Source organism: Nocardioides sp. CF8, from assembly GCF_000389985.1.
GTDB classification, from domain to species: Bacteria; Actinomycetota; Actinomycetes; order Propionibacteriales; family Nocardioidaceae; genus Nocardioides; species Nocardioides allogilvus.
This window is the reverse complement of record NZ_CM001852.1, coordinates 972,949-997,136: the sequence shown is the minus strand read 5'-3', so window position 1 is coordinate 997,136 and position 24,188 is coordinate 972,949. Positions and strand designations below refer to the sequence as shown.

The following is a 24,188-nucleotide window of genomic DNA, read 5'->3' as shown; positions in this document are numbered from 1 at the left end:
GGCGGCTGCCGCGAGCAGCCGCTCGCGGACCAGGACTGGGTCCCAGGACGACTTCATCGTGTCGTTGACGCCGACGATCAGGGAGGCGAGGTCGGGCCGCTGGGCCAGCGCGCTCCCGAGCTGTGGGTCGAGGACGTCTCTCGTGGTCCCGCCGGAGACCGCGAGGTTGGTGAAGCGCACGTCGTAGGACTCATCCAGCGCGTCGGCCAGCAGGGCCGCCCAGCCCCGCCACCCGCCGTGCACCGGGTCGCCGACGCCGAAGGTGGTGCTGTCGCCGAGGGCCGCGAACCGCAGCTGACACCGCATGCCCGCAGCGTGCCGGCGCCCGGGAAGCGGCGCGCTGTTTCCCGGTGACGGTGAGTCCAACGCGGCGTGAAGATCCGCGGTGGTGACGCACACGCCAGCCGGGGCCGGTCATCCCCGTGGAAGACCGGACCCGGCTCGGTGTGGCCCCTCCCCCGCGGTGGGCCAGCCTGTGGGAGCTACTTGAGCTCAGCCCTCGCCACCCGGCGCAGGCCGAGGACGAACGGCAGCACGACCCAGATCAGGACCGTGACGATCACCCGCATGAGATCGGTGGTGTCGGTCTCTTCACCGGTGGTGAAGACGGAGGTGGCGAAGCCCAGGTCGATCCACGGGATGATGTCCCGGGCCCAGGCGAAGAATCCGTAGAGCGCCCCGTAGACCATGAACGGCAGCAGCATGGCGACGATGTAGTAGACGGCGACCGCGGCCGGGGTGCTCAGCAGGGTCAGGCCGAAGGCGAACGCCATCGAGAAGTAGGCGACCTGGGTGAGGACGGTCCACGCCAGGGTGCCCGCCTCCATGTCCCACACCGGGTCGATGCCCGAGACGGCGGCGCCGACGATGTTGCCCAGGGCGCCCAACGCAACGGCCAGGGCGACGGTGGCGAGCGCCAGCAGGAGCACGGTGACGAACTTCGCCCACACGACGCGCATGCGGTGGGGCTCGAGGGTGAAGGACACGAGGCCGGTGCGCTGGCTCCACTCGCTGGTCACACTGGTGATCGCGAGCACCGGCACCAGCAGCGACACCGGCGCGGTCATGATCTGGCCCCAGGTGTTGGCCGAGATCGTCTCGTCGGTGAGAGCGAGCACGATGAGCGGAATGCCCAGCGCCAGCGCGATCAACGCGCCGGTGAGGGCGAGCAGCCAGAAGCCGGCCCGGGTGTCGTACATCTTGCGCAGCTCGACCGAGACCAGGCGCCCGAAGGGCACCTGCGAGGTCGAGGAGAGGTCGATCGTGGGGGTCGGGTCTGCAGCAACGGCGGTCATACCGCGACTTCTTCGGCAGTGATGCTCTCGCGCTGGGTGTCCGCGGTGAGCTCGAGGAACAGGTTCTCCAGGCCGCCCTCGGCGGGCCGCAGGTCGGTCAGGACGAGCTGCTTGTCCGCTGCCACCCGGCCCACCTGCACCGGGTCGGTCTCGACGCGCAGGCCCTCGCCGGCGGCCGACACGGCGAAGCCGCCGGCCTCCAGCGCGCTCGAGAGCGACGCGAGGTCCAGCGCGGTGACGTGGGTGGCGCCGCCGGCGCGTCCGGCCAGCAGCTCCTGCTTGGTGCCGCTGGCGACGATCTGGCCGCGGCCGATGAGGATCATCTCGTCGGCGATCAGCTCGACCTCGTTGAGGAGGTGGCTGGAGAGCAGGACCGTTCCGCCGCGGTCGGCGTAGTCCTTCAGCAACCCGCGCATCCAGCGGATGCCGGCGGGGTCGAGACCGTTCGCGGGCTCGTCGAGGATCAGCACCGACGGGTCGCCGAGCAGGGCGTGGGCGATGCCGAGTCGCTGGCGCATGCCGAGCGAGTAGTCGCGCAGTCGGCGCGTCGCCTCGAGGTCGGACAGGCTCACCAGCGCGAGCATCTCGTCCACCCGCGAGAGGGGCAGGCCCATCAGCTTGGCGCCCAGGGTGAGGATCTCGCGACCGGTGCGACCCGCGTGCTGGGCTGACGCGTCGAGGAGCACGCCGACGTGCCGGCCGGGGTTGGGGATGTCGCGGTAGTGGTGGCCGCCGATCGTGACCTCGCCCGCGGTCGCGGGTGTCAGGCCAACCATCACCCGCATCGTGGTGGTCTTGCCGGCACCGTTGGGTCCCAGGAAGCCCGTCACCCGACCCGGACGGCAGGTGAAGCTCACGTCCTTGACGGCCGCGAAGTCGCCGTACTGCTTGGTCAGAGAGTCCACCCGAATCATGTCCGCCACTCTGTCCGGTGGGGGACGCACGGACATCGGTCGCAGGGCTCGACCTTGCCCCTACCAAAGTAGGGGTGCGCGCCCCTTAGCCTTGCCCCCATGGACGGCCCACCCGAACGCCCGCGCGCCGAGGACACCCGGCCGGAGCTGACGTTCGGGGGCCAGGCCTGGCGCCTGGCCGTCTGCCTCGCCTTCTCGATGCTCGTCTGGTCGCAAGCGGTCGAGAAGGAGTGGAGCGAGCACCGCTCGATCTTCTGGTTCGAGATCGCCCTGGGGGCGACCGCGTTCGTCGTGGTCATCTTCCGGCGCCGAGCACCCGCCGCCATCGCGGCCGTGACCGCGGGCCTGAGCATGTTCTCCGGTATCGCGGCGGGCCCGGCCACGCTGGCCGCCGTGTCGCTCGCCACCCTGCGGCGCCCGACCCCGATCATCGGCATCGGCCTGCTCAACTTCGCCTGCGCCATGACCTACACGCTCTACGCGCCCTTCGACCTGACCGAGCCCATCTGGGTCTCGGTCGTCATCAACCTCGTCGTCAACGCAGGCATGATGGGCTGGGGCATGTATCTCGGCTCCCGGCGCGAGCTCATCTGGACCCTGCGCCAGCGCGCGTCGCGCGCCGAGGCGGAGCAGGAGCTCCGGGTGGCGCAGGGCCGCAGCCAGGAGCGCGAGCGCATCGCCCGTGAGATGCACGACGTGCTCGCGCACCGCATCGCCCAGATCTCCATGCAGGCCGGCGCTCTCGCCTTCCGCGACGACCTGGCCGCCGAGCAGCTCCGCGACGGCCTGGGCGAGATCCAGGGCAAGTCCAGCGAGGCGATCAACGAGCTGCGCGGGGTGCTCGGGGTGCTCCGCGACCGCACGACGGGCGAGCTGGTCGAGGGGCCGCAGCCGACGTACGACGACATCGCCGCCCTGGTCGAGGAGTCCCGCGCGCACGGGGTGCACGTCGAGCTCAGCGACCGGGTGGACCGCTCGACCGAGGCCGTGCCCGACCCCGTCGGCCGCGCGCTCTACCGGATCATCCAAGAGGGGCTCACCAACGCGACCAAGCACGCGCCCGGCGCCCTCGTCACCATCGCGCTCAGCGGATCGCCGGCGCACGGCATCGACGTGGTCATCCGCAACCCGCTGGGGTTTGCGACCGGCTCCACCCCCGGCGCCGGGCTCGGGCTCGTGGGACTGGCCGAGCGGGCCGAGCTGCGCGGTGGCACGCTCGAGCACGGCAGCGACGACGGCGTGTTCGTGCTGAGCGGCTCTATACCGTGGACCCCATGAAGCCGGCGACGAGAACCATCCGGGTGCTCGTGGTCGACGACGATCCGCTCGTCCGCTCGGCTCTGGCGCTGATGCTGGGGGGCCAGCCCGACATCGCGCTCGTCGGCGAGGCCGGCGACGGCGTCGAGGCGCTCGCCATGACGGAGCGCGAGCGTCCGCAGGTCGTGCTGATGGACATCCGGATGCCGGTCATGAACGGCCTCGACGCGACGAAGGCGCTGGTGCAGCTGCCGCAGCCCCCGGCCGTGATCGTGCTGACGACCTTCCACGCCGACGACTACGTCTTCGCCGCCGTCGCGGCCGGCGCCGACGGGTTCCTGCTCAAGGACACTCCCCCGCACGAGATTGTCTCTGCCGTACGCCGAGTGGCTGACGGCGAGGCGATCCTCTCGCCCTCGGTGACCCGCACCGTGCTGGAGCAGATGCGCCTGACGCAGCCGCTCGACCGGTCGGCCGCCGCGGAGGAGCGGATGGCGGCGCTGACCCTGCGCGAGCGGGAGGTCGCGATCTGCGTGGGCCGGGGGCTGAGCAACGCCGAGATCGCGGGCGAGCTCTATCTCTCGATCCCGACCGTCAAGGCCCACGTCTCGCGGCTCTTCGACAAGCTCGACTCGACCAACCGCGTCCAGATCGCGATGGTCGTGCACGACGCGGGCCTCGTCTGAGGACAACGGGCGTCCGGCCACCCGGCGGGGCCGAGCGCTCAGAGCTCGATGACCATCCCGGCGACGGCGAGGTCGAGCGGACCGCTCCACGTCGTCCTGGCCTCGACCAGCGCGTCCTGCTGGTCGTGCCACGGCGGGATGTGGGTGAGCACGAGCCGTGCGACACCGGCCTCGGTGGCGGTCGCGCCGCAGTCGGAGCCGGTCATGTGCAGGTCGGGCGGGTTGTCGGCACCGTCGCGGAACGACGCCTCGCACAAGAGCACGTCCGCGCCGGCCGCGAGCTCCGTCAGCTCCGGGCAGGGACCGGTGTCGCCGCTGTAGACGACGGTGCGACCGCCCACGGTGACCTTCAGCGCGAACGCGTCGACCGGGTGCACGACCCGGGTGGACTCGATCGTGAAGGGGCCGATCCGCACGGGCTCGCCGTGCGCGAAGAAGTCGAACTCCTCCGTCATGCCGGGCTCGAGGGGCAGGTCGTAGGCGCGCGCGAGCCGGCCGGGGGTGTCCGCCGGTCCCCACACGGGGATGCGCGGCTGGGCACCGGTCGGGTGGTACTTGCGCATGACGTAGTAGCCGCACATGTCGAGGCAGTGGTCGGCGTGCAGGTGGCTGATGAACACCGCGTCGATCGTCAGCGGGTCGACGTAGCGGTGCAGCTGTCCCAACGAGCCGTTGCCCAGGTCGAGCAGGATCCGGAAGGCCCGTCCGTCCTGCTCGGCCTCGAGGAGGTAGCAGCTGGCGGGCGAGTCCGGGCCGGGGTAGGACCCGGAGCACCCGATGACGGTGAGGCGGGCGGTCATGACAGGCCACCGGCGAACTGCGAGGCGCCCAGCAGCTCGGTGCCGAGGAAGCGGCGACCGATCGTCTCGAACTCGGCAGGGTCGCCGGTGGTGGCGAACGAGTAGGCCGGCACGCCGCCCTCGCGCATCAGGTCGGTGCGGACCAACAGCTTGTAGACGTCCTTGGCGCACTCCTCGGCCGAGCTGACCAGGGTGACGCCGTCGCCCATGACGAGCGAGATGACCCCGGTGAGCAGCGGGTAGTGGGTGCAGCCGAGCACGAGGGTGTCGACCCCTGCGTCGACGAGCGGCTGGAGGTAGTCGTGCGCGACGTCGATGAGCTCGCTGCCTCCGGTCACGCCCTGCTCAACGAAGTCGACGAAGCGGGGGCACGCGCGGGTCAGGAGCTCGACCTGAGGGGCTGCGGCAAACGCGTCGTCGTAGGCCATCGACTCGGCGGTGGCGCGCGTGCAGATCACCCCGATCCGGCCGGTCCGCGACGCAGCGACGGCGCGTCGTGTGGCGGGCAGGATCACCTCGACCACGGGCACGTCGTAGCGCTCCCGGGCGTCGCGCAGCATCGCCGCGCTCGCGGAGTTGCACGCGATGACCAACGCCTTGACGCCCTCGGCATAGAGGTGGTCGAGGCACTCGAGGGCGTACTCGCGGACCTCGCCGATCGGCTTGGCGCCGTACGGCGCTCGCGCGGTGTCGCCGACGTAGCGGATCGATTCGTGCGGGAGCTGGTCGATGACCGAGCGTGCGACCGTCAGTCCGCCGAAGCCGGAGTCGAAGATCCCGATCGGGGCTTCGCGGTCTTGGGTGGGCACGGGGCAAGGCTAGGGCCGCGGTCTGGGAAAGGCACGCGCCGGGCCGCGTTGGCCCGGTCACACGTCACGTGGTCGGGCGGTCCCCCGCGTGCCCGGCGACCCACTGCATCAACGGGACGAGGAGCGCGGCCAGCTGTTCGCCGGGCTCGGTCAGGGAGTACTCCACATGGGGCGGGACGACGGGTCGGGCCTCGCGATGGACCAGCCCGTCGTCGGCCAGGGTGCGCAGCGTCTGCGCCAGCATCTTCTCGCTGACGCCCTGCGCGCGGCGGCGCAGCTCGCTCCAGCGCAGCGGCTCCCCCTCGGAGAGGGCCAGCAGCACCAGCACGCCCCACTTGCTCATCACGTGGTCGAGCAGGACCCGGCTCTGGCAGGCCGCCGGGAACACGCCGTCGGGATAGAGCTCGCGGAGGTTGCGACTTACCAACATGTGCGTACCTTACTTCAAAGTGGGTACTACCCCATGGGAAGTTAGCGGTGACCTCCTTCGTTGGACCGGACGACAAGCCCTCCAACGAACAGGACATGACATGACCACCTACCTCGTCACCGGCGCCAGCGGCCAGCTCGGCCGCCTCACTGTCCAGGCCCTCCTCGAGCAGGGGGTGGCGGCCTCCGACGTCGTCGCGACCGCGCGCAACACCGACGCCATCGCCGACCTGGCCGCCCTCGGCGTCGTGACCCGCGCCGCCGACTACACCGACCCGACCTCGCTCAAGGAGGCCTTCGCCGGCGTCGACCGAGCCCTGCTCGTCTCGTCCAGCGCCGTCGGCGAGCGGGTCGCGCAGCACGCCAACGTCATCGACGCGGCACGCGATGCGGGCGTCGAGCTGCTCGGCTACACCAGCATCACCCGGGCCGACACGGCGCAGATGATCTTGGCCGGCGAGCACCGCGCGACCGAGGACCTGCTGGCCGCGTCCGGGCTGCCGGTCGTGCTGCTGCGCAACTCGTGGTACCTCGAGAACTACACCGCCCAGGTCGCCACCGCCCTCGAGCACGGTGTCGTGCTCGGTGCCGCCGGCGCGGGTCGGGTCAGCGCCGCCACCCGCGCCGACTTCGCGGCCGCGGCCGCCGCCGCACTGGTCGCCGACGACCAGGCCGGTCGCGTGCACGAGCTCGGTGGCGACACCGCCTTCACCCTCGAGGAGTACGCCGCAACGCTGGCCGCCGAGTCCGGCCGGCCCGTCGCCTACCAGGACCTGCCCGCGCCGGAGCTCAGTGCCGCCCTGGTCGGCGCCGGCCTGCCCGAGCCGTACGCCGACGTGCTCGCCGACTCCGACCTGGGCCTGGCGCGCGGTGAGCTGCTGGTCGACTCCGGCGACCTGTCCCGGCTGATCGGTCGCCCCACGACCACGCCGGCCGAGGCGATCCGCGCCGCCCTCGCGTGACGCCGTCCCGGCCGCGCGGTGCGACGCACCGCGCGGCCGGCGGTGCGGACTGCGCCGTACCGCCCGCTTAGGCTTCTCGCATGTCGCGTCTCGGAGTCGTCCTGCCCGCACTCACGCTCGTCCTGTCCGGTGGCCTGGCCTGCGCCGCCGCCAGCGAGGCTCCCGACGCGGCGGCGCGGCCCACGACGGCCGAGCGTCGGATCGACACGCTGGGCCCCATCGACACCGTCGTGGCCATCTCGATCGACGGCCTCAACCCCAATGCGATCACCAAGCTGCGCAAGCGCGGCACTCCCGCGCTGCACCGGCTGATCCGCACCGGCGCGAGCACGCTCAACGCACGCACCGAGCTCGAGCTGACCGACACGCTGCCCAACCACACGGGCATGGTCACCGGGCGCCGCATCGAGGCCGCCACCGGTGGGCACGGCGTGACGTGGAACGACGATCGACGCAGGCCCTCGACGGTGCAGGCTGCGGCCGGCCACGAGGTCGAGTCGGTGTTCGACGTCGTGCACGACGCGGGTGGGAGCACCGCCTACTTCGCCAGCAAGACGAAGTTCTCGCTGTGGGAGCGCTCCTGGGACGAGGCCATCGACACCGACGTGATCATCGAGAACAACCGGCGGCTGACGCGACGGTTCGTCGCGGACCTGGCCGGCACCACCCGCAGCTTCCGCCTCCTGCACCTCTCCGCGCCCGACGCCGCCGGTCACGACCACGGGTTCATGAGCCCGCGCTACCTCGAGACGGTCACGGCCACCGACCGGCTCGTCGGCAAGGTGCTGCGGGCGATCTCGAGCTCCCCGACGCTCTCCGGGCACACCGCCGTCATCCTGACCTCGGACCACGGCGGCCGTGGCGCCAGCCACCGTGCGCCGAACCGACCGGCCAACTACACGGTGCCCTTCATGGTCTGGGGTCCCGACGTCGCCGTCGCCGACCTCTACGACATCAACCCGACCTACACCGATCCCGGTCGCACCCAGTCGACCTACGACGACGCGACCATCCGCAACGGCGACGTCGCCAACCTCGCGCTCGACCTGCTCGAGCTGCCCGCCGTCACGGACAGCGAGCACAACGTCGCGCAGGACCTCGTCACCCTCACGACCGACCCGAATCCGGCCGCGGGCTGACGCTCGGAGGCGTCAGGCCCAGAGCTGGCCGTCGAGGCGGTCCTCGGCCTCGTCGACGGTGCCCTCGTAGGCACCGGTCGAGAGGTACTTCCAACCGCCGTCGGCCACCACGAACGCGATGTCGGCCTTCTCCCCCGCCTTGACCGCCTTCGCGGCCTGGCCGAGCGCGGCATGCAGGATCGCGCCCGTGGAGATGCCGGCGAAGATGCCCTCGAGCTCGAGGAGCTCACGGACGCGGCGTACGGCGTCGCGCGGGCCGACCGAGAACCGTGAGTCGATCAGGGTCGCGTCGTAGAGCTCCGGCACGAAGCCCTCGTCGAGGTTGCGCAGGCCGTAGACGAGCTCGCCGTAGCGGGGCTCGGCGGCGACGATGCGGACGTCGGGCTTGGTCTTGCGGAAGAACCGCGAGACGCCCATCAGGGTGCCGGTGGTGCCGAGCCCGGCGACGAAGTGGGTGATCTCGGGGAGGTCGGCCAGCAGCTCGGGGCCGGTGCCCTCCTCGTGCGAGAGGGCGTTGGCCTCGTTGCCGTACTGGTAGAGCATGACCCAGTCGGGGTGCTCTCCAGCGATCTTCTTGGCGACCCGGACGGCCTCGTTGGAGCCGCCCGCGGCGGGCGAGGAGACGATCTCGGCGCCCCACATGCGCAGCAGCTGGCGGCGTTCCTCGGAGGTGTTCTCCGGCATCACGCAGACGATGCGATAGCCCTTGAGCTTGGCGGCCATGGCCAGTGAGATGCCGGTGTTGCCGCTCGTCGGCTCGAGGATCGTGGCGCCGGGTCGCAGCGTCCCGTCCTTCTCCGCCTGCTCGATCATCTTGAGCGCGGGCCGGTCCTTGATGGAGCCGGTGGGGTTGCGGTCCTCGAGCTTGGCCCAGATGCGGACATCGGGGCTCGGCGACAGTCGCGGCAGCCCGATCAGCGGCGTGCCGCCCACGGACTCCAGCAGGCTGTCGAAGCGGGTCATCCGCCTGCGACCGCCGGCAGCACGACGACCTGGTCGCCGTCGGCGAGCTCCGCGTCGAGGCCACCGATGAAGCGGACGTCCTCGTCGTTGATGTAGACGTTGACGAACCGGCGCAGGTCGCCGTTGTCGATCAGGCGCTCCTTGATGCCGGGGTGGTTGCCCTCTAGGTCGTCGATCAGCGCCGTCAGCGTCGCGCCCTCGGCCTCGACCGCCTTGGCGCCGTCGGTGTAGGTGCGAAGGATGGTGGGGATGCGGACCTCGATGGCCATCAGGGGGTGCTCTCTTCCGTAGGCGTGATCGTGACGTCTTCTTCGGTCACGACACCGTCGATGATTCTGTATGACCTGAACTCGACGGGGCCGTCGTTATTCCCGTGCTCGCGGGTGCTGACCAGGACGTAGTGCGCGTTGGGCTCGCTCGCCAGCCCGATGTCGGTGCGACTGGGATAGGCCTCGGTGGCTGTGTGCGAGTGGTAGACCACCACCGGCTCCTCGTCCCGCTCGTCCATGTCCTTGTAGAGCTGGAACAGGTCGGTGGAGTCGAACTCGTAGAACGTCGGGCTGCCCGCGGCGTTGACCATCTCGATGAAGCGCTCGGGCCGGTCGCTGCCCTCGGGGCCGGCGACGACGCCGCAGGCCTCGTCGGGGTGGTCGCGCTTCGCGTGCGCGACGATCGCGTCGTACGTCGCCTGGTCGATGGTCAACACGAGGTCAAGGGTAGGCGGCGCCTCCGCCCGCGCCGTACCGCGTCTCAGACGAGCGCGACGGCGGTCACCTTCCGCCTCCCCCCTGAACTTCCACTCGTGCGGGTGGAAGTCCATCCGCCGCTGAGCGGGGGACGGGCGGATCGGGCCTGAACTTCCACTCGTGCGGGTGGAAGTTCATCGGTGCGGACGGTTCAGACGAGGGCCGCTGCGGCGCACGTGGCGCTGCAGGCGTCGAGCAGCTCGCCCTCGGAGAAGCCCGAGCCGGCGAACCATGCGGGCGCCGTCAGGCCCAGCGCGAGCAGGGACTCGCGCGAGGTGTCCCGCGTCGGGTCCTCCTCGAAGACCTGCACCAGCTCCGGGTCGCTGGTCTCGCGGACCAGGTCGACCAGGTCGGCGATCGTCGTGGCGACGTGCACCGTCGCCCTGCCCTCGGGCCCGAGGAGCACGCCCACCCAGCCTGCTGCGCAGGAGGTCACGCCCAGCACCGGAGCAGCCGGACGCAGCGGCTCCGGGCCGATCTCGGCCTCGGACCTCCCCACGAACCGCGCCTCGCGCTCGTCGGCGAGCCCGGCCTCGACCCGGCCGGCCATGTGGGCGGACATCGGCGGCAGGTCGTCGACGGGCCACCAGCGGACGTCGGTGGACTCGTCATCGGCCACGTGGGCGGCACCGCTCACCCAGGTGCAGGAGAACGTCAGGTCGAGGTAGGCCGCCCGGTCGCCGTTGTCGTAGGTGAGCTCGGGCAGCACGGTGGTGGCGGCCAGGCGATCGACGCTGATCACGACGCCGGTCTCCTCCAGCGCCTCGCGGGCCGCCGCGATCGCGGGCTCCTCGCCCGGGTCGACGATGCCGGTGACGGGCGTCCAGGCACCGTTGTCGGAGCGCTTGACCAGGAGCACATGGTCGTCGCCGCGGGTGATGACGGCGGTGACGCCGGGCAGCCACAGGGGGTGGTGGCCGATCATCTCGCGCATCTCGACGACGAAGTCGGGGATCGGGCTCACGCCGTCAGGGCCTCGACGATCGTCTCCTGCAGCCAGCCGACCCACTCGTAGATGTCGTGGGCCTGCGCGCGGGGGTCGTCGTCGTCCATGGCGTCCCAGATCTCCTCGTCGCCGTCCTCCACGCCGAGGCGGGTGGCGAGCGCGAGCCGGATGTCGGTGAACGACCGCATCCAGGTCTCGGCGGTCGGCTCGTCGAGCTCGACGTCGATCATCAGGCCGTCCTCCTCGAGCTCGGGCGGCAGCCCGGCCTCCTCGAGGCAGTCGATGATCGTGCAGGCGGCCGCGGCCTTGCCGTCGCGCAGGCTGCCCTCGGTGAAGCGCCGGAACTCCGACGCGGCCTCGTCGTCCTCGAGATAGGCGGTGGGGAACAACCGCTGCAGCACCGGGTCCTCCGGCTCGCTGGTCGGTCCGGAGAAGTCCATCATCGCCTCGAAGGGATCGCGCGCGTCGTCGGGCACAGCCGCCTCGTTGCGCAGCAGCTCGACGATCTGCGAGGCCAGCGAGCGCAGCAGGTCGGACTCGAAGCCGGTGAAGTTGGCGATGATCAGCCGCGACTTCCGGTGGCGCGTGAAAGCCCCCACGTCAGGTCGCCTTCTCCATGGTCGCCCACAGGCCGTATTCATGCATCGCCTGCACGTCGCGCTCCATCTCCTCGCGGGTGCCGGTGGACACGACGGACCGGCCGTCGTTGTGCACCTCGAGCATCAGCTTGGTGGCCTTGGCCTCGGAGTAGCCGAAGTACTTCCGGAAGACATAGCTGACGTAGTTCATCAGGTTGACGGGGTCGTTCCACACGATGGTCACCCACGGCTTGGCCAGGAAGGTGATCTCGTCGGGGGTCAGGGTCGGTTCGACCTCGACGGGGCTTGCGGCTGACACGTTCGCCATCGTGGCACACCCGAGGGCGACCCCTCACCAGCCGGCTGCCGAGAAGACGGCGGGCCCTTCGTTCCTCCCCGGCACGCCGACCCCGGCGATACTGTCGCCGGCATGCCCGATCTCCTCACCGACGTGGCCGACGGCGTGCTGACGCTGACCTTCAACCGGCCGGAGGTCTTCAACGCGTTGAGCGGAGAGATGTCGCTCGGCCTCGCCGACCAGCTCGAGGGCGCGGTGTCCCGCTCGGACGTGCGGGTGGTCGTGATCACGGGCACCGGCGCCGCCTTCAGCACCGGGGCGGACATCGGCGGTGCCGACGCGCACGAGCGCTTCGACGCACGCGCACTCGACCTGGCCAACCGGATGGTGCGCGCGGTCGTCAACCTCGACAAGCCGGTGCTCGCGGGGGTCAACGGCATCGCAGCGGGGGTCGGCGCCAGCATCGCGCTGGCCGCCGACATCATCGTCGCGAAGGAGTCGGCCGCCTTCCTGCTGGCCTTCTCGCGAGTCGGCCTGATGCCCGACGGAGGCGCGAGCGCCACCATCGCGGCCGGGGTGGGCCGCGCGCGGGCCATGCGGATGGCGCTGCTCGCCGAGCCGCTGGGCGCCAGCGAGGCCCTCGACGCTGGGTTGATCACCCACCTCAGCACGGACGATGAGTTCGACACGACCGTCGCCACGCTCGCGCGGCGCCTCGCCGCCGGGCCGCCGCTGGCCTTCACGGCGACGAAGAGGGCCATCAACGCCGCGACCCTGAGCCACCTCGAGGGTGCCCTCGAGCGCGAGCGCACCGGCCAGACCATCCTGCTCAGGACGGCGGACGCCGCGGAGGGCATGCGCGCGTTCGGCGAGAAGCGCAGGCCCACCTTCACCGGGCGCTGATCAGCACCACTTGCGCGCCAGGGTCGTGACGACGTTGAAGTTGCGATTGGTCGCGACGCCGATCAGCCGTTCGACCCGCAGCGGGTCGACGGCGCCGGCCTCGTACGTCGGCCCCAGCAACAGGTGGCACGCACGACCGCGTACGACGGCGCGGTGCTCGGCCGTGGACAGCGCCTCGACGGCGGCCTCATCCGCGACGGGTTCCTTGAGCAACAGGACGTAATGACGCGACAGCTCGCGCTCCGCGGAGAGCTCCTCGGCGTCCCTACCGATCTGCGCGAGCTCCGCCCTGGTGAAGGCGATCGTCGGCACCTCGAAGCCGGCGACCTCGGCGAACGCGCTCTCGAGGGCCGCCTCGACCTTGACCCGGGAGCGCAGCGAGGACGTCACCCGGACGTTGCCGGTGTTGATGTAGGTCTCGACGTCGCTGAACCCGGCCATCTCGCACGCCGCCCTGATCGCTTCCTTGGGGAACTTGCGCCTGGCGCCGAGGTTGATGGCACGGAGAAACGCCACGTGGGTGGTCATGGATGAGATCATGCACACAGTCCGTTGGGTCTAAGGTGCTGGCATGAACACACGCACTCTTGCCCTCGGCCTCGGCGCCATCGCCCTCTCCTTTGCGGCCACCGGTTGCGCCAAGGACGACACCTCCTCGACCACCGAGTCGGGCATCCAGCTCGTCAAGGAAGGTGTGCTGACGATCTGCACGCACCTGCCCTACGAGCCCTTCGAGTTCACGGAGGGCGGCGAGGTCGTCGGTTTCGACCCCGCGGTGCTGGAGATCGCTGCCGACAACGAGGGGCTCGACACCGAGGTCATCGACGTCGCGTGGGAGACGATCACGACGGGCGAGGCCCTCAACAGCGGCCAGTGCGACGTGGCCGCCGGCGCCATGACGATCAACCCCGAGCGTGAGGCCGTCATGGACTTCACCGACCCCTACTTCACGGCCACCCAGGCCCTCATGACCAAGACCGGCGCGGGCATCACGTCGCTCGAGGACCTCGCGGGCAAGAAGGTCGCTGTCCAGGACGGCACGACCGGAGCCGACTACGTCCGCGAGAACGCCCCCAAGAACACCGAGGTCGTCTCCTACGAGGACTCCTCGCTCATGCAGCAGGCGGTCCTGACCGGCCGGGCCGACGCCGGCGTCAACGACAACGGCCTGCTCAACTACTTCGTCAGCGAGAACCCCGAGGTCGAGGTCGTCACGGAGTTCGAGACCGGCGAGGAGTATGGCTTCTCGGTGAAGAAGGACAGCAACGACGAGCTGCTCGCCGCCATCAACGACGGCATCGCGAGCGACGAGTACGACGCGGTCTACGAAGAGTGGTTCGGCACCGCCCCGCCCAGCTGATCGCCCCCTTCCCCGCCGACCCGTCCAAGAAGGTGACCTGATTCATGGCGAGTCCCCGCCAACGTGCCGCCCGGTGGCGTTACGTCCAGTACGCCATCCTCGTCGCCGCGTTGTTGGCGATCGCGTTCATCGCCGACTGGGCCCAGATCCAGCGGGCGTTCTGGAACTGGGAGCTGGTCAAGGAGCAGTTCCCGCGCGTCCTGACCATCGCCCTGAAGAACACGATCGTCTACACCGCGTGCGGCTTCGCCTTCGGACTGGCCCTCGGCTTGTTGCTGGCGCTGATGCGTCTCTCGAGCGTCGGGCCCTACCGGTGGATCGCGACCGGCATCATCGAGCTCTTCCGTGGCCTGCCCGCCCTGGTCGTCTTCATCGCGCTGAGCGTCGGGTTCAACCTGGCCTTCCCGGCCTACGAAATTCCGTTCGGCAACCTGGGCATCGTCACCCTGGCCCTGGGCCTCGTCGGCGGCGCCTACATGGCAGAGACGATCCGGGCCGGCATCCAGGCGGTGCCGAAGGGCCAGCTCGAGGCTGCGCGATCGCTCGGGATGTCGCACGGTCGGGCGATGATCAGCGTGGTGGTCCCGCAGGCGTTCCGGATCATCCTGCCGCCGCTGACCAACGAGCTGATCCTGCTGACGAAGGACTCGTCGCTGGTCTACATCCTCGGGCTCTCCCTCTCGGGCTACGAGCTCACCAAGTTCGGCCGGGAGGGCATGAACTCCGCCTCCAACCTGACCCCGATCATCGTGATCGCCCTGTGCTACCTGCTGATCACGGTGCCGCTGTCGATCGTCGTACGCCGCATGGAGAGCCGCTCGGAGAGGGCCCGCTGATGACCACCACCCAGAGCGACACCAGTCGAGGCGCGGCAGCGATCGACGTCCAGGACCTGCACAAGTACTTCGGCGACAACGAAGTGCTCAAGGGCATCGACTTCCACGTCAGCAACGGCCAGGTGGTCTGCGTCATCGGCCCCAGCGGCTCGGGCAAGTCCACCCTGCTGCGCTGCGTCAACATGCTCGAGACGCCGACCAGCGGCAAGATCTTCGTCGAGGGCGACGAGATCACCGACCCGGACGCCGACATCGACAAGCTGCGCGCGCGCATCGGGATGGTCTTCCAGCAGTTCAACCTGTTCCCGCACATGACCGTGCTGCGCAACCTGACCATCTCCCAGGAGAAGGTCAAGGGGCGCAAGAAGGCCGAAGCGGTCGAGGTCGCCCGCAAGAACCTCGAGAAGGTCGGGCTCGCCGACCGGGAGGACGCCTACCCAGCCCACCTCTCCGGCGGGCAGCAGCAGCGCGTGGCGATCGCCCGGGCGCTGTCGATGGATCCCGACATGATGCTCTTCGACGAGCCGACGTCGGCCCTCGACCCGGAGCTGGTCGGCGACGTGCTGGCCGTCATGAAGGACCTCGCCTCCGAGGGCATGACGATGATGGTCGTCACCCACGAGATGGGCTTCGCCCGCGAGGTCGGCAACAAGCTGGTCTTCATGGACGGCGGCGTCATCGTCGAGGAGGGCGACCCCGCCGCCGTGCTCGCCGACCCGCAGCACGAGCGCACGCAGGCGTTCTTGTCCAAGGTCCTCTAGGACCCGAGCCACTCCCTGGCCGAGGCGACCACCGCCTCGGTCAGGTCGGCGACCACGGCCGAGCCGAGGCGCCAGTGCTGCCAGTAGAGCGGCACGTCCGAGTGCCTCCCGGGGTGCAGCTCGACGAGCCGGCCGCTGGCGAGGTCGTCCCCCGCCTGGCCGATCGGGATCATCCCCCAGCCCATCCCCCGCCGCACCGCGTTGTCGAACTCGCGCACCGAGGGGATCCACGTCACCGGGGGCGCCAGGTGTCGCCGGGTGACCTTGCGCAGGAAGTCGTGCTGCAGGGTGTCGTTGCGGTCGAACGCCACGATCGGCGCCTTCGCGAGATCGGCCGTCGTCGCACCGTCCGGCAGGTGCGCGGCCATGAACTCGGGTGTCGCCACCGCGACGTAGCGCAACCTCCCGAGCCGCACCACCCGGCAGCCGGGCACCGGGCGCGGCTCCGAGGTGATGGCCGCCATGACGTCGCCGCGCCGCAGCCGCTCGGTGGTGCGTGACTGGTCCTCGCGCACGACCTCGAACGTCACGCGGTGGGCGCGCTGCACCGTGACCAGCGCGTCGATCAGCCAGGTGTAGAGAGCGTCGGCGTTCACCGCGATCGGCACCGAGGCGTACGGCGTGTCCTCGTCACCGGCCTCCCCCGCCTCGACGAGCTCGGCGACGGCCTCCCGCTCGAGGAGCTCGACCTGGGTCGCGAGCCGCACCAGCACGTCACCCGCCTCGGTCGCGGAGATCGGCTTGACCCGGTGCACCAGCACCCGCCCGACCCGCGTCTCCAGGGCCTTGATCCGCTGGCTGATCGCCGACGGTGTCACGTGCAGCTCGCGGGCTGCCGCTTCGAAGGTGCCGAAGCGGATCACGGCGGCCAGGGTGCGCAGGGCGACGGGGTCGATCTGGGTGAGGTCTTTCACAATTAGAGATGCTAATGATCCTTGCAAATACTTCGCTGGATTGATGACTGGTGTCGACTTAGCGTTGACCGCATGTTGAGCATCTTCGTCACCGGTCTGCTGACCGGACTCGCCCTGATCGTGGCCGTCGGCGCGCAGAACGCCTTCGTCCTGCGCCAGGGGATCCGTGGCGAGCACGTGGTCGCGGTGATCGCCGTCTGCCTGGTCTCGGACGTCGTCGCGATCACCGCCGGTGTGGCCGGCCTGGGCGTCGTGATGGAGCGCTGGCCGGCCGTGCTGCCGATCGCGCAGATCGGCGGCGGGATCTATCTCATCGCCTTCGGCATCCAGTCGGCCATGCGCGCGTGGCGGCCGAGCGCACTCGCCGCGGAGACGGGCACCACGATGTCACTGCGTCGCGCGATGCTGCTGGCGCTGGCGCTGACCTGGCTCAACCCGCACTTCTACCTCGACGCGCTGCTCATGCTCGGCACCGTCGCCAACAGCTTCGGCGACCAGCGCTGGTGGTTCTGGGCCGGTTCGCTCGTCGCCAGCAGCATCTGGTTCCCCACCCTCGGCCTCGGCGCCCGCGCGCTGCGCGGCATCTTCGCCCGCCCGTCGGCCTGGCGGGTGCTCGACTCCGGCATCGCCGTGGTGATGGGCGGCCTGGGCGTTGGGCTGCTCGTGCACTGAGCCGCGTCGGGACGTCGCGATCACGTCACCCGGCGTGCACGACGGCGCCACGTGGGCGTCAACCCCGCCGGGTCGACTCGGGACATGACCTCCCGGATCCTGGCCACCCTGTTCGCACCCGCCCTGCTGGCGTCGCTCGCGCTCTCTGCCCCGGCGGCGGCCACGACCGGAGCCGCCCCCGAGCCGGTCGTCGCGCTCCAGCAGGCCCACGCCCACAACGACTACGAGCACCAGCGCCCGCTGCTCGACGCACTCGACCACGGCTTCACCTCGGTCGAGGCCGACGTCTGGCTGGTCGATGGTGAGCTGCTGGTCGCGCACGACCTGGCCGACGTCCAGCCCGGCCGGACGCTGGAGTCGCTCTACCTCGAGCCGCTGGCCAAGATCGTGGCTGACAACGGCGGGACCGTCCACCCGGGCTTTGACGGCACCTTCCAGCTGCTGATCGACGTCAAGAGCGCCGCCCGCCCGACGTACGACGCCATCCACGCGGCGCTCGCCGCCCACGAGGAGATCATCACCCGCTTCCAGCACGGCGCGCGCAAGCAGCGGGCCGTCGACGCCGTGATCAGCGGCAACCGCGACCTCGCCTTCATGTCGTCGCAGAAGAAGCGCTTCGCGGGGTACGACGGCCGGCTGGGCGACCTCGGGTCGGGCCTGTCCTCCGACGTGATGCCCCTCGTCAGCGACAACTGGACGCGCCACTTCACCTGGCAGGGCGTGGGCCCGATGCCGGCAGCCGAGCGTGCCGAGCTGGAGGCGATCGTCGCGCAGGCTCACGCAGCCGGTTACCGCGTCCGGTTCTGGGCCACCCCCGATGCTGCCCTGCCCAACCGGGAGGCGGTCTGGCAGGCACTGCGCAACGCCGGCGTCGACCACATCAACACCGACGACCTCGCGGGCCTTCAGGCGTTCCTGTCGTCCTGAGCGAACACCAGCGACTGCGCTTCCAGCGCCTCGCGCAGCCGGTCGATCGCGATCGGCCCGACGCCGTGCAGGGCGCCGAGCTCGGCCGCGGTCAGGGCGGCCACCTGCTCGAGCGTGGTGATCCCCGCCGCGCGCAACGCCTTGGTCGCCGGGGCGCCGATCCTCGGCAGCTTCGTGCCCGCGGGCCGCGGTGTGCGCTGACGCGGTGCCGACAGGCCCGAGTCGACGACGGCCTGGCCGCGGGGCGAGAGGAGGTAGCCGATGTCGAGCGACTCGGTCAGGCCGAGTTCCTTGAGCTTGCGGACGTCCTTCTTGAAGTCGGCCGTGTCGCGCCCGACCTGCGCGGCCAGGTCGGGGGCCCGCACCGTCGGGTTGAGGTCGATCAGGTCGAGGGTCTCGCGGGTCCAGGCGCCGTACGCCGATGCCTTGTCCAGCCTCGCCAGCCTGGCGTCGATCTCGGCGATCTCCTCGGCGGTGGGGATGCTCTCCCGCAGCGCCTCGCGCGGGTCCGCGCCGGCGTAGGCCAGCCCGACGCGCCAGATCGGGTCGTCCGGACGAGTGGCGAGGGCCTTGGCCAGGGCGGCGGGGGTCAGCCCCGAACGGCGGGCGTCGTCGGGCGTCGGCTCGAGGACCCGCTCGACGGAGGTCACCTCGACGACACCCACAGCCGTGCGCATCTGGGTGCCGACGACCACCCGCGGGGTGGCCCAGCGACGCAGCGCGAGGTCGACCTCCCCCGCCTTGATCGCATCGAGGATGTCGCGCCGGATCATCATGACGGGCAAGCCTGCCAGAGTCGGCCGTCGGGCGGCAGGTCGCCCGTCGGCCGCGATCCTCGGTGGGGCATGGGCCGGGCTCGTAGGCTCGATGCATGCCGTCCCTCCGCGCTCGACTGGGCCACGAGCTGTTCCGCCGCGTCGCCGGGCCCGACGGGCCGCGGCATCGCGAACGCATCCATGGCACGCCCGGGCCGCGATGGTTCGACCGCGACTCCCAGATCGTCCGCGTGCACGGCGATGCCTCGATGTTCATCGGCGGCATCCGCGCGATCCTGCTGCAGACGATGCACCCCGCCGCGATGCAGGCGGTCGCCGACCACTCGGGCTTCCGCGGCGACATGTGGGGCCGGCTCGCCCGCACCAGCCAGTTCCTCGCGGTGACCACCTTCGGCACGGCCGAGCATGCCGAACAGGCTGTCCGCGCCGTACGCACCATCCACGAGCGGGTGACGGGGACGATGCCTGACGGCACGCCCTATGCGGCCTCCGACCCGCACCTGCTGGCGTGGGTGCACGCGGCCGAGGTCGACAGCTTCCTGCTCGCGCACCAGACGTACGGCGCCCGCCCGCTCGACGCAGCCGGGTGCGACGCCTATGTCGCGCAGGCGGCGGAGATCGGCGCCCGCCTCGGGGTCATCGACCCCCCGCGCACCGTCGCCGAGCTGCGTCGGGTGCTGGACGACTTCCGGCCCGAGCTGCGTGCCACCGACGAGGCGCGCAGTGCCGTGCGGTTCCTGGTGCTCCACCCCGACCTGCCGCTCGCCGCGCGCCCTGCCTACGGCGTGCTGATCGCGGCCGGCGTCGCCCTGCTCCCCCGCTGGACCCGCCGCCCGCTGCGCCTGCCGTGGCTGCCGGTCTCCGAGCGGACCGTGGTCAGGGCGCTCGGCGTCCTCGCCACCGGCACCATTCGCTGGGCCATGACGCCCGGAGTCGACGAGGCACGCGAGCTGAGGGCCTCCGCGCAGGCGTGACCATTTGCCTGCTCAAGCGTCCAGCTCGACGCCCGACGACCCGCAGTCCCAGCGTTGAGCGTCCATGTGGACGCTTGAGCCGGGAAACCGACGCCCGGCCTCAGTCCCCTACAAGTTCCCACGGGCGTCCTGCTCGCGCTCGATCGCCTCGAAGAGCGCCTTGAAGTTGCCCTTGCCGAAGCCGAGCGAGCCGTGGCGCTCGATGAACTCGTAGAACACGGTCGGCCGGTCGCCCATCGGCTTGGTGAAGATCTGCAGGAGATAGCCGTCCTCGTCGCGGTCGACCAGGATCTTGCGCTTCTTCAGCTCCTCGATCGGCACCCGCACCTCACCGATGCGGGCACGCAGCGCCGGGTCGTCGTAGTAGGAGTCGGGGGTGTCGAGGAACTGGATGCCGTTGTCGCGCAGGATGTCGACCGAGCGCAGGATGTCGTTGGTCGCGAGCGCGATGTGCTGGCAGCCGGCGCCGTCGTAGAACTCGAGGTACTCGTCGATCTGCGACTTCTTCTTCGCGATCGCCGGCTCGTTGAGCGGGAATTTCACGCGGTGGTTGCCGCTCGCGACGACCTTCGACATCAGCGCGGAGTAGTCGGTGGCGATGTCGTCACCGATGAACTCCGCCATGTTCGTGAAGCCGAGCACCTTGTTGTAGAACGTCACCCACTCGTCCATCTTGCCGAGCTCGACGTTGCCGACGCAGTGGTCGACGGCCTGGAACAGCCGCTTGGGGTGGCCCTCGCGACGGACCACCGTGGACTCGCGGGCGACGAAGCCGGGCAGGTAGGGCCCGCTGTAGCGGGATCGGTCGACGAGGGTGTGGCGGGTCTCCCCGTACGTCGCGATCGCCGCCAGCCGCACGGTGCCGTGCTCGTCGGACTCGTCGTGCGGCTCGACCAGCACCGTGGCGCCCATGGCGCGGGCGTGGTCGATGCACTTGTCGACGTCTGGCACCTCGATCGCCAGGTCGACGACGCCGTCGCCGTGCCTGCGGTGGTGCTCGAGCACGGGGCTGTCGGGGGTGACGCCGCCGGTGAAGACGAAGCGGGCGGAGCCGCTGCGCAGGACATAGGTCTTGGACTCGCGGTGGCCGGTCTCGGGGCCGCGGTAGGCCTCGAGCTCCATGCCGAGCGCGAGCTGGTAGAAGTTCGCGGTCTGGGTCGCGTTGCCGACGACGAAGCAGACGGCGTCCTGCGCGATCACAGGGAACGGGTCGCTCGACGCGTCGTACTCGACGAGCCCGACCAGCTGCTGGAGCTGCTCGAGGGTGAGCCCGGCCTGCTGCTCCTCGGCGGTGAGCACGGTCAGCGTGGTGTCAGTCATGCGGTCAACTCTGTCGAGGACAGGCAAGGTGTGCAACAGTACGGCGAAGTGCTGGACAACTTGCCTCATCAGGAGTCATCGCATGGACGATCTGGACAGCAGATTGATCGATCTCTTCGCTGCCGAGCCGCGCATCGGCGTCCTCGAGGCGAGTCGGCGCCTCGGTGTCGCCCGCGGGACCGTGCAGGCCAGGCTCGACCGGCTGAGCTCGAGCAGCGTCGTGATCGGCTGGGGTCCCGAGCTCTCCCCCGAGGCGCTCGGCTTCCCGGTGATGGCATTCTTGACCCTGGAGATCCGCCAGGGGTCGGGCCACAACGCGATCGCCCGCCACCTCGCCGCGATCCCCGAGGTGCTGGAGGCCTACACGATCACCGGCGCCGGTGACATGTGGGCGCGGGTCGTGGCACGGTCCAACGCCGATCTCCAGCGGGTGATCGACCAGGTGCTCGCGGACCGTGGCATCGAGCGTTCCACGACCGTGATCGCGCTCGCCGCGCAGATCGAGCACCGGGTGCTCCCGCTGGCGCGCGCCGCCGTCACGCCGGGCTAGCGGCAGCCGAGCCTCAGCGCAGCCGCTCCGCGACCTGCTGGGCCGCCGCGAGGACACGGGGTGCGACCAGCTTCTCGTCGATAGCGCCGTCGAGGGTCACGATGCCGACGCTGGCGCGCAGCCCCTCGAGCCCGCGCACCGGGGCGGCCAGCCCGTGGGCACCGGACTGGAGCTCCCCACTGGTGACGGCGTACGCCGCCGTGTCAGCGTCGCTGAGCAGGCTGATCGCCTTCCCTGCCGCCCCCGCAGTGAGCGGGTGACGCGAGCCGACGCGGTAGGCCACGTGGTAGTCGGTCCAGGTCGGCTCGACGACCGCCAGCGCCAGGGCCTCGTCGCCGTCGGCCACGGTGAGGTGGGCGGTGCACCCGATGGCCTCGGCGAGCGAGCGCAGCACCGGCACGGCGAGGTCGCGCAGCAGCGGCTGGACGGCCGAGGCGAGGTGCAGCACGCCGAGTCCCACGCACAGCCGACCACGGCCGTCGCGGCGGACCAGGGCGTGCTGCTCGAGCGTGCTGATGAGCCGGTAGACCACGGTCCGGTTGACGCCCATCTGCTGCGACAGCTCGGTGACCGTCAGCCCCTGCGGAGCCTCGGCGAGCACCTCCAGGACGCGCAGGCCTCGATCGAGCGTCTGGGAGGTCTCGGTGGCCATGGATCCAATCTAGTGACAACTTCGTGCGCGCGGCCCCCATCACACCCTCGAGTGCCTTTTGGCACCAACCCCGAGACGGGGTGTCCACACACCAGTCGATCAAGGGAGAAATCCATGCATCGCCACGTACGCCGCACGTTCGCCAGCACCGGGACGACGGCGCTCCTCGCCGCAGCACTGCTCACCGCCCCCGGTGCCCAGGCTGCCGCAGCCACGACCTGTCAGGGGAAGGAGGTGACCATCGACGGCACCGGGCAGGCCACCGTCACCGGCACTCCCGCCAACGACGTGATCGCGGCCGGCCAGGGCTCGAGCGTCTCGGCACTCGCCGGGGACGACACCATCTGTGTGCTCCCCAGCACGGCCACCACGCCCACGTCGGTCGATGCCGGCGAGGGCAACGACTCCGTCGACACGTCCACGCTCGCCGCGGGTGTCACCGTCACCACGACGTTGGGCGCCGGTGACGACACCTACGCCGGTGGCGCCGCCTCCGACCAGGTCGCCACCCGCGAAGGCGCGGACACGGTCTCGACCGGGGCCGGCAACGACGGCGTCGGCAGCGGCATCGCCGCCCAGCCCAACGGGGACAAGCTCGACCTCGGTGTCGGCGACGACGTCCTCGACTGGCACGGCATCCAGGCGCCGGGCGGCAGTGTCGACCTCGGCGAGGGCGCCAACACCCTGGCCGACAGCGACGGCGGCGTCGTCGCCATCAACGCCGTACCCCGCAAGCTCGACCGCAACGCTGTCACGGCCCTGCAGTGGAAGGGCACGGTGACGACCTACGTCGTCGAGTCCACGGCGACGTCCGCCGCGTTCACCGGCACCAACGACGCCGAGACCTTCATCCTGCGCGACCCGGCTGCCGGGGCGACGCCGACGAAGGTGACCGTCGACATGGCCGGCGGCAACGACACCGTCACCATCCGCTCCAACGTCATCGACGGCTCGAGCTGGGCCGGTGGCGACGGCACGGACCTGTTCCAGGTCGCCCACAACTACGGCGAGCTGCTGATCAACCTCAACAGCGGGCAGTTCGAGACCGGGGCGCCGGACGTGACGGTCGACCAGACCGTCCGGACCTTCGAGAACGTCGACGCCGTCACGACGTCGATGACCGTCAAGGGCACGCACCAGGCCAACGTCATCAACGTGGACGGCTGCGACGTGCGGCTCGCCGGTCGCGCCGGCGACGACAAGCTCGCCTTCGGCACGGACATCGAGAACGCGCCGAGCGTGACCTGCTCGACGACGACGATGACCGCTCGAGGCGGGAAGAACGACGACGAGATCACCGGCACGAACGGTGCTGACAAGCTGTTCGGCAACCGCGGCCGCGACTCGATCGACGCCCTCGCCGGCAACGACGTCATCTTTGGTGGCGACGACACCGACCGCGTCAACGGCAACGCCGGGGACGACAAGGTCCGTGGTGGCCGAGGTAACGACGAGGTCGGCGGCAACGACGGCAACGACCGCGTCCAGGGCGACCAGGGCAACGACCGCCTGCTCGGCCAGGCCGGCAACGACGTCCTCGTCGGTGGCCGCGGCTTCGACCGCGCCAACGGTGCGGACGGCTTCGACAAGTGCTTCGCCGTCGAGCGTCGCCGCAACTGTGAGCGCTGAGCAAGACTGATCACAGCACACCGGCCGTCGTCCGCACCCGCGGGCGGCGGCCGGTCCGCGTCCCCGGGCGGGACGGTGAGTCGGTCGTACGT

Annotated in this window: 30 protein-coding genes; 13 read left to right on the top strand and 17 right to left on the bottom strand. The window is 70.6% G+C overall.

What is annotated here, in order from left to right:
• From CF8_RS22945 to CF8_RS04900, 3 genes are all read right to left on the bottom strand, one after another.
• A partial coding sequence (locus CF8_RS22945) for a GDSL-type esterase/lipase family protein (protein WP_036492216.1) occupies nt 1-306 on the bottom strand: 306 nt, incomplete at its 3' end.
• Between the two features lie 176 nt (nt 307-482).
• On the bottom strand, nt 483-1,295 hold the full coding sequence (locus CF8_RS04905; RefSeq protein WP_010832031.1) for an ABC transporter permease subunit: 813 nt from the start codon (nt 1,293-1,295) through the stop codon (nt 483-485).
• Complete coding sequence (locus CF8_RS04900) at nt 1,292-2,209, bottom strand: ABC transporter ATP-binding protein (protein WP_036490273.1); 918 nt, start codon at nt 2,207-2,209, stop codon at nt 1,292-1,294. Before CF8_RS04900 ends, CF8_RS04905 begins: the two co-directional genes overlap by 4 nt.
• Before the next feature lie 99 nt (nt 2,210-2,308).
• Here CF8_RS04900 and CF8_RS04895 point away from each other — a divergent pair, with 99 nt between their 5' ends.
• Both CF8_RS04895 and CF8_RS04890 read left to right on the top strand, forming a co-directional pair.
• Complete coding sequence (locus CF8_RS04895; RefSeq protein ID WP_010832029.1) at nt 2,309-3,487, top strand: sensor histidine kinase; 1,179 nt, start codon at nt 2,309-2,311, stop codon at nt 3,485-3,487.
• On the top strand, nt 3,484-4,152 hold the full coding sequence (locus CF8_RS04890) for a response regulator transcription factor (RefSeq protein WP_010832028.1): 669 nt from the start codon (nt 3,484-3,486) through the stop codon (nt 4,150-4,152). The genes CF8_RS04895 and CF8_RS04890 overlap by 4 nt, the downstream gene beginning before the upstream one ends.
• 38 nt (nt 4,153-4,190) lie before the next feature.
• Here the strand turns inward: CF8_RS04890 and CF8_RS04885 are convergent, their stop codons facing one another.
• The 3 genes from CF8_RS04885 to CF8_RS04875 form a co-directional block, all read right to left on the bottom strand.
• On the bottom strand, nt 4,191-4,952 hold the full coding sequence (locus CF8_RS04885) for an MBL fold metallo-hydrolase (RefSeq protein WP_010832027.1): 762 nt from the start codon (nt 4,950-4,952) through the stop codon (nt 4,191-4,193).
• On the bottom strand, nt 4,949-5,761 hold the full coding sequence (murI, locus tag CF8_RS04880) for a glutamate racemase (RefSeq protein WP_010832026.1): 813 nt from the start codon (nt 5,759-5,761) through the stop codon (nt 4,949-4,951). The genes CF8_RS04885 and murI overlap by 4 nt, the downstream gene beginning before the upstream one ends.
• Nucleotides 5,762-5,825: 64 nt before the next feature.
• A complete protein-coding gene (locus tag CF8_RS04875) occupies nt 5,826-6,191 on the bottom strand; it encodes a winged helix-turn-helix transcriptional regulator (RefSeq protein WP_010832025.1) in 366 nt (121 codons plus the stop codon).
• Between the two features lie 100 nt (nt 6,192-6,291).
• Here CF8_RS04875 and CF8_RS04870 point away from each other — a divergent pair, with 100 nt between their 5' ends.
• Together CF8_RS04870 and CF8_RS04865 are read left to right on the top strand one after the other, a co-directional pair.
• Complete coding sequence (locus CF8_RS04870; RefSeq protein WP_010832024.1) at nt 6,292-7,152, top strand: NAD(P)H-binding protein; 861 nt, start codon at nt 6,292-6,294, stop codon at nt 7,150-7,152.
• Between the two features lie 80 nt (nt 7,153-7,232).
• Nucleotides 7,233-8,291, top strand: a complete 1,059-nt coding sequence (locus CF8_RS04865; RefSeq protein WP_010832023.1) for an alkaline phosphatase family protein — start codon at nt 7,233-7,235, stop codon at nt 8,289-8,291.
• 12 nt (nt 8,292-8,303) lie between these two features.
• On the opposite strand, the gene CF8_RS04860 is transcribed toward CF8_RS04865, so the two are convergent.
• The 6 genes from CF8_RS04860 to clpS all read right to left on the bottom strand — a co-directional run bounded on the left by CF8_RS04860 (nt 8,304) and on the right by clpS (nt 11,852).
• Nucleotides 8,304-9,254: a PLP-dependent cysteine synthase family protein gene (locus CF8_RS04860; RefSeq protein ID WP_010832022.1), complete on the bottom strand. Its 951-nt coding sequence runs from the start codon at nt 9,252-9,254 to the stop codon at nt 8,304-8,306.
• Complete coding sequence (locus tag CF8_RS04855) at nt 9,251-9,523, bottom strand: MoaD/ThiS family protein (protein ID WP_010832021.1); 273 nt, start codon at nt 9,521-9,523, stop codon at nt 9,251-9,253. Before CF8_RS04855 ends, CF8_RS04860 begins: the two co-directional genes overlap by 4 nt.
• Nucleotides 9,523-9,960, bottom strand: a complete 438-nt coding sequence (locus CF8_RS04850) for a Mov34/MPN/PAD-1 family protein (RefSeq protein WP_036490269.1) — start codon at nt 9,958-9,960, stop codon at nt 9,523-9,525. The genes CF8_RS04855 and CF8_RS04850 overlap by 1 nt, the downstream gene beginning before the upstream one ends.
• Before the next feature lie 191 nt (nt 9,961-10,151).
• On the bottom strand, nt 10,152-10,964 hold the full coding sequence (locus tag CF8_RS21390) for an NUDIX hydrolase (RefSeq protein ID WP_010832019.1): 813 nt from the start codon (nt 10,962-10,964) through the stop codon (nt 10,152-10,154).
• A complete protein-coding gene (locus CF8_RS04840) occupies nt 10,961-11,545 on the bottom strand; it encodes a DUF2017 domain-containing protein (protein WP_010832018.1) in 585 nt (194 codons plus the stop codon). Before CF8_RS04840 ends, CF8_RS21390 begins: the two co-directional genes overlap by 4 nt.
• Nucleotide 11,546: 1 nt before the next feature.
• Entirely contained in the window at nt 11,547-11,852 is a 306-nt protein-coding gene (gene clpS, locus CF8_RS04835) for an ATP-dependent Clp protease adapter ClpS (RefSeq protein ID WP_010832017.1), read from the bottom strand.
• A 102-nt stretch (nt 11,853-11,954) separates the two neighbouring features.
• Here clpS and CF8_RS04830 point away from each other — a divergent pair, with 102 nt between their 5' ends.
• Entirely contained in the window at nt 11,955-12,725 is a 771-nt protein-coding gene (locus CF8_RS04830; RefSeq protein ID WP_010832016.1) for an enoyl-CoA hydratase-related protein, read from the top strand.
• On the opposite strand, the gene CF8_RS04825 is transcribed toward CF8_RS04830, so the two are convergent.
• A complete protein-coding gene (locus tag CF8_RS04825; protein WP_036490266.1) occupies nt 12,726-13,253 on the bottom strand; it encodes a DUF1697 domain-containing protein in 528 nt (175 codons plus the stop codon).
• 43 nt (nt 13,254-13,296) lie between these two features.
• Between CF8_RS04825 and CF8_RS04820 the strand changes: the two genes are divergently transcribed.
• The 3 genes from CF8_RS04820 to CF8_RS04810 are packed head-to-tail and all read left to right on the top strand — an operon-like array spanning nt 13,297 to nt 15,682.
• Nucleotides 13,297-14,085, top strand: coding sequence for a transporter substrate-binding domain-containing protein (locus CF8_RS04820; RefSeq protein ID WP_010832014.1), 789 nt, complete (start codon nt 13,297-13,299; stop codon nt 14,083-14,085).
• A gap of 44 nt (nt 14,086-14,129) precedes the next feature.
• Nucleotides 14,130-14,921 carry an amino acid ABC transporter permease gene (locus CF8_RS04815; RefSeq protein ID WP_010832013.1) on the top strand — a complete coding sequence of 264 codons (792 nt, stop codon included), beginning with the start codon at nt 14,130-14,132 and terminating at the stop codon, nt 14,919-14,921.
• Entirely contained in the window at nt 14,921-15,682 is a 762-nt protein-coding gene (locus CF8_RS04810) for an amino acid ABC transporter ATP-binding protein (RefSeq protein ID WP_010832012.1), read from the top strand. The genes CF8_RS04815 and CF8_RS04810 overlap by 1 nt, the downstream gene beginning before the upstream one ends.
• Here CF8_RS04810 and CF8_RS04805 read toward each other — a convergent pair.
• Entirely contained in the window at nt 15,679-16,596 is a 918-nt protein-coding gene (locus CF8_RS04805) for a LysR family transcriptional regulator ArgP (RefSeq protein ID WP_010832011.1), read from the bottom strand. The two genes, CF8_RS04810 and CF8_RS04805, sit on opposite strands and share 4 nt — an antisense overlap.
• Nucleotides 16,597-16,668: 72 nt before the next feature.
• Between CF8_RS04805 and CF8_RS04800 the strand changes: the two genes are divergently transcribed.
• On the top strand, nt 16,669-17,268 hold the full coding sequence (locus CF8_RS04800) for a LysE/ArgO family amino acid transporter (protein WP_010832010.1): 600 nt from the start codon (nt 16,669-16,671) through the stop codon (nt 17,266-17,268).
• A gap of 84 nt (nt 17,269-17,352) precedes the next feature.
• A complete protein-coding gene (locus tag CF8_RS04795; RefSeq protein WP_036492208.1) occupies nt 17,353-18,195 on the top strand; it encodes a phosphatidylinositol-specific phospholipase C/glycerophosphodiester phosphodiesterase family protein in 843 nt (280 codons plus the stop codon).
• Here the strand turns inward: CF8_RS04795 and CF8_RS04790 are convergent.
• On the bottom strand, nt 18,174-18,971 hold the full coding sequence (locus tag CF8_RS04790) for a helix-hairpin-helix domain-containing protein (RefSeq protein ID WP_010832008.1): 798 nt from the start codon (nt 18,969-18,971) through the stop codon (nt 18,174-18,176). The two genes, CF8_RS04795 and CF8_RS04790, sit on opposite strands and share 22 nt — an antisense overlap.
• A gap of 95 nt (nt 18,972-19,066) precedes the next feature.
• On the opposite strand from CF8_RS04790, the gene CF8_RS04785 reads away from it, so the two are divergent.
• Complete coding sequence (locus tag CF8_RS04785) at nt 19,067-19,945, top strand: oxygenase MpaB family protein (protein ID WP_010832007.1); 879 nt, start codon at nt 19,067-19,069, stop codon at nt 19,943-19,945.
• 108 nt (nt 19,946-20,053) lie between these two features.
• Here CF8_RS04785 and hppD read toward each other — a convergent pair whose 3' ends face one another.
• A complete protein-coding gene (gene hppD, locus CF8_RS04780) occupies nt 20,054-21,265 on the bottom strand; it encodes a 4-hydroxyphenylpyruvate dioxygenase (RefSeq protein WP_010832006.1) in 1,212 nt (403 codons plus the stop codon).
• A gap of 82 nt (nt 21,266-21,347) precedes the next feature.
• Between hppD and CF8_RS04775 the strand changes: the two genes are divergently transcribed.
• Complete coding sequence (locus tag CF8_RS04775) at nt 21,348-21,815, top strand: Lrp/AsnC family transcriptional regulator (protein ID WP_010832005.1); 468 nt, start codon at nt 21,348-21,350, stop codon at nt 21,813-21,815.
• Between the two features lie 13 nt (nt 21,816-21,828).
• Here the strand turns inward: CF8_RS04775 and CF8_RS04770 are convergent, their stop codons facing one another.
• Nucleotides 21,829-22,467 carry an IclR family transcriptional regulator gene (locus CF8_RS04770; protein WP_010832004.1) on the bottom strand — a complete coding sequence of 213 codons (639 nt, stop codon included), beginning with the start codon at nt 22,465-22,467 and terminating at the stop codon, nt 21,829-21,831.
• A gap of 114 nt (nt 22,468-22,581) precedes the next feature.
• On the opposite strand from CF8_RS04770, the gene CF8_RS04765 reads away from it, so the two are divergent.
• Entirely contained in the window at nt 22,582-24,096 is a 1,515-nt protein-coding gene (locus tag CF8_RS04765; protein ID WP_010832003.1) for a calcium-binding protein, read from the top strand.
• Nucleotides 24,097-24,188: the final 92 nt, after the last annotated feature.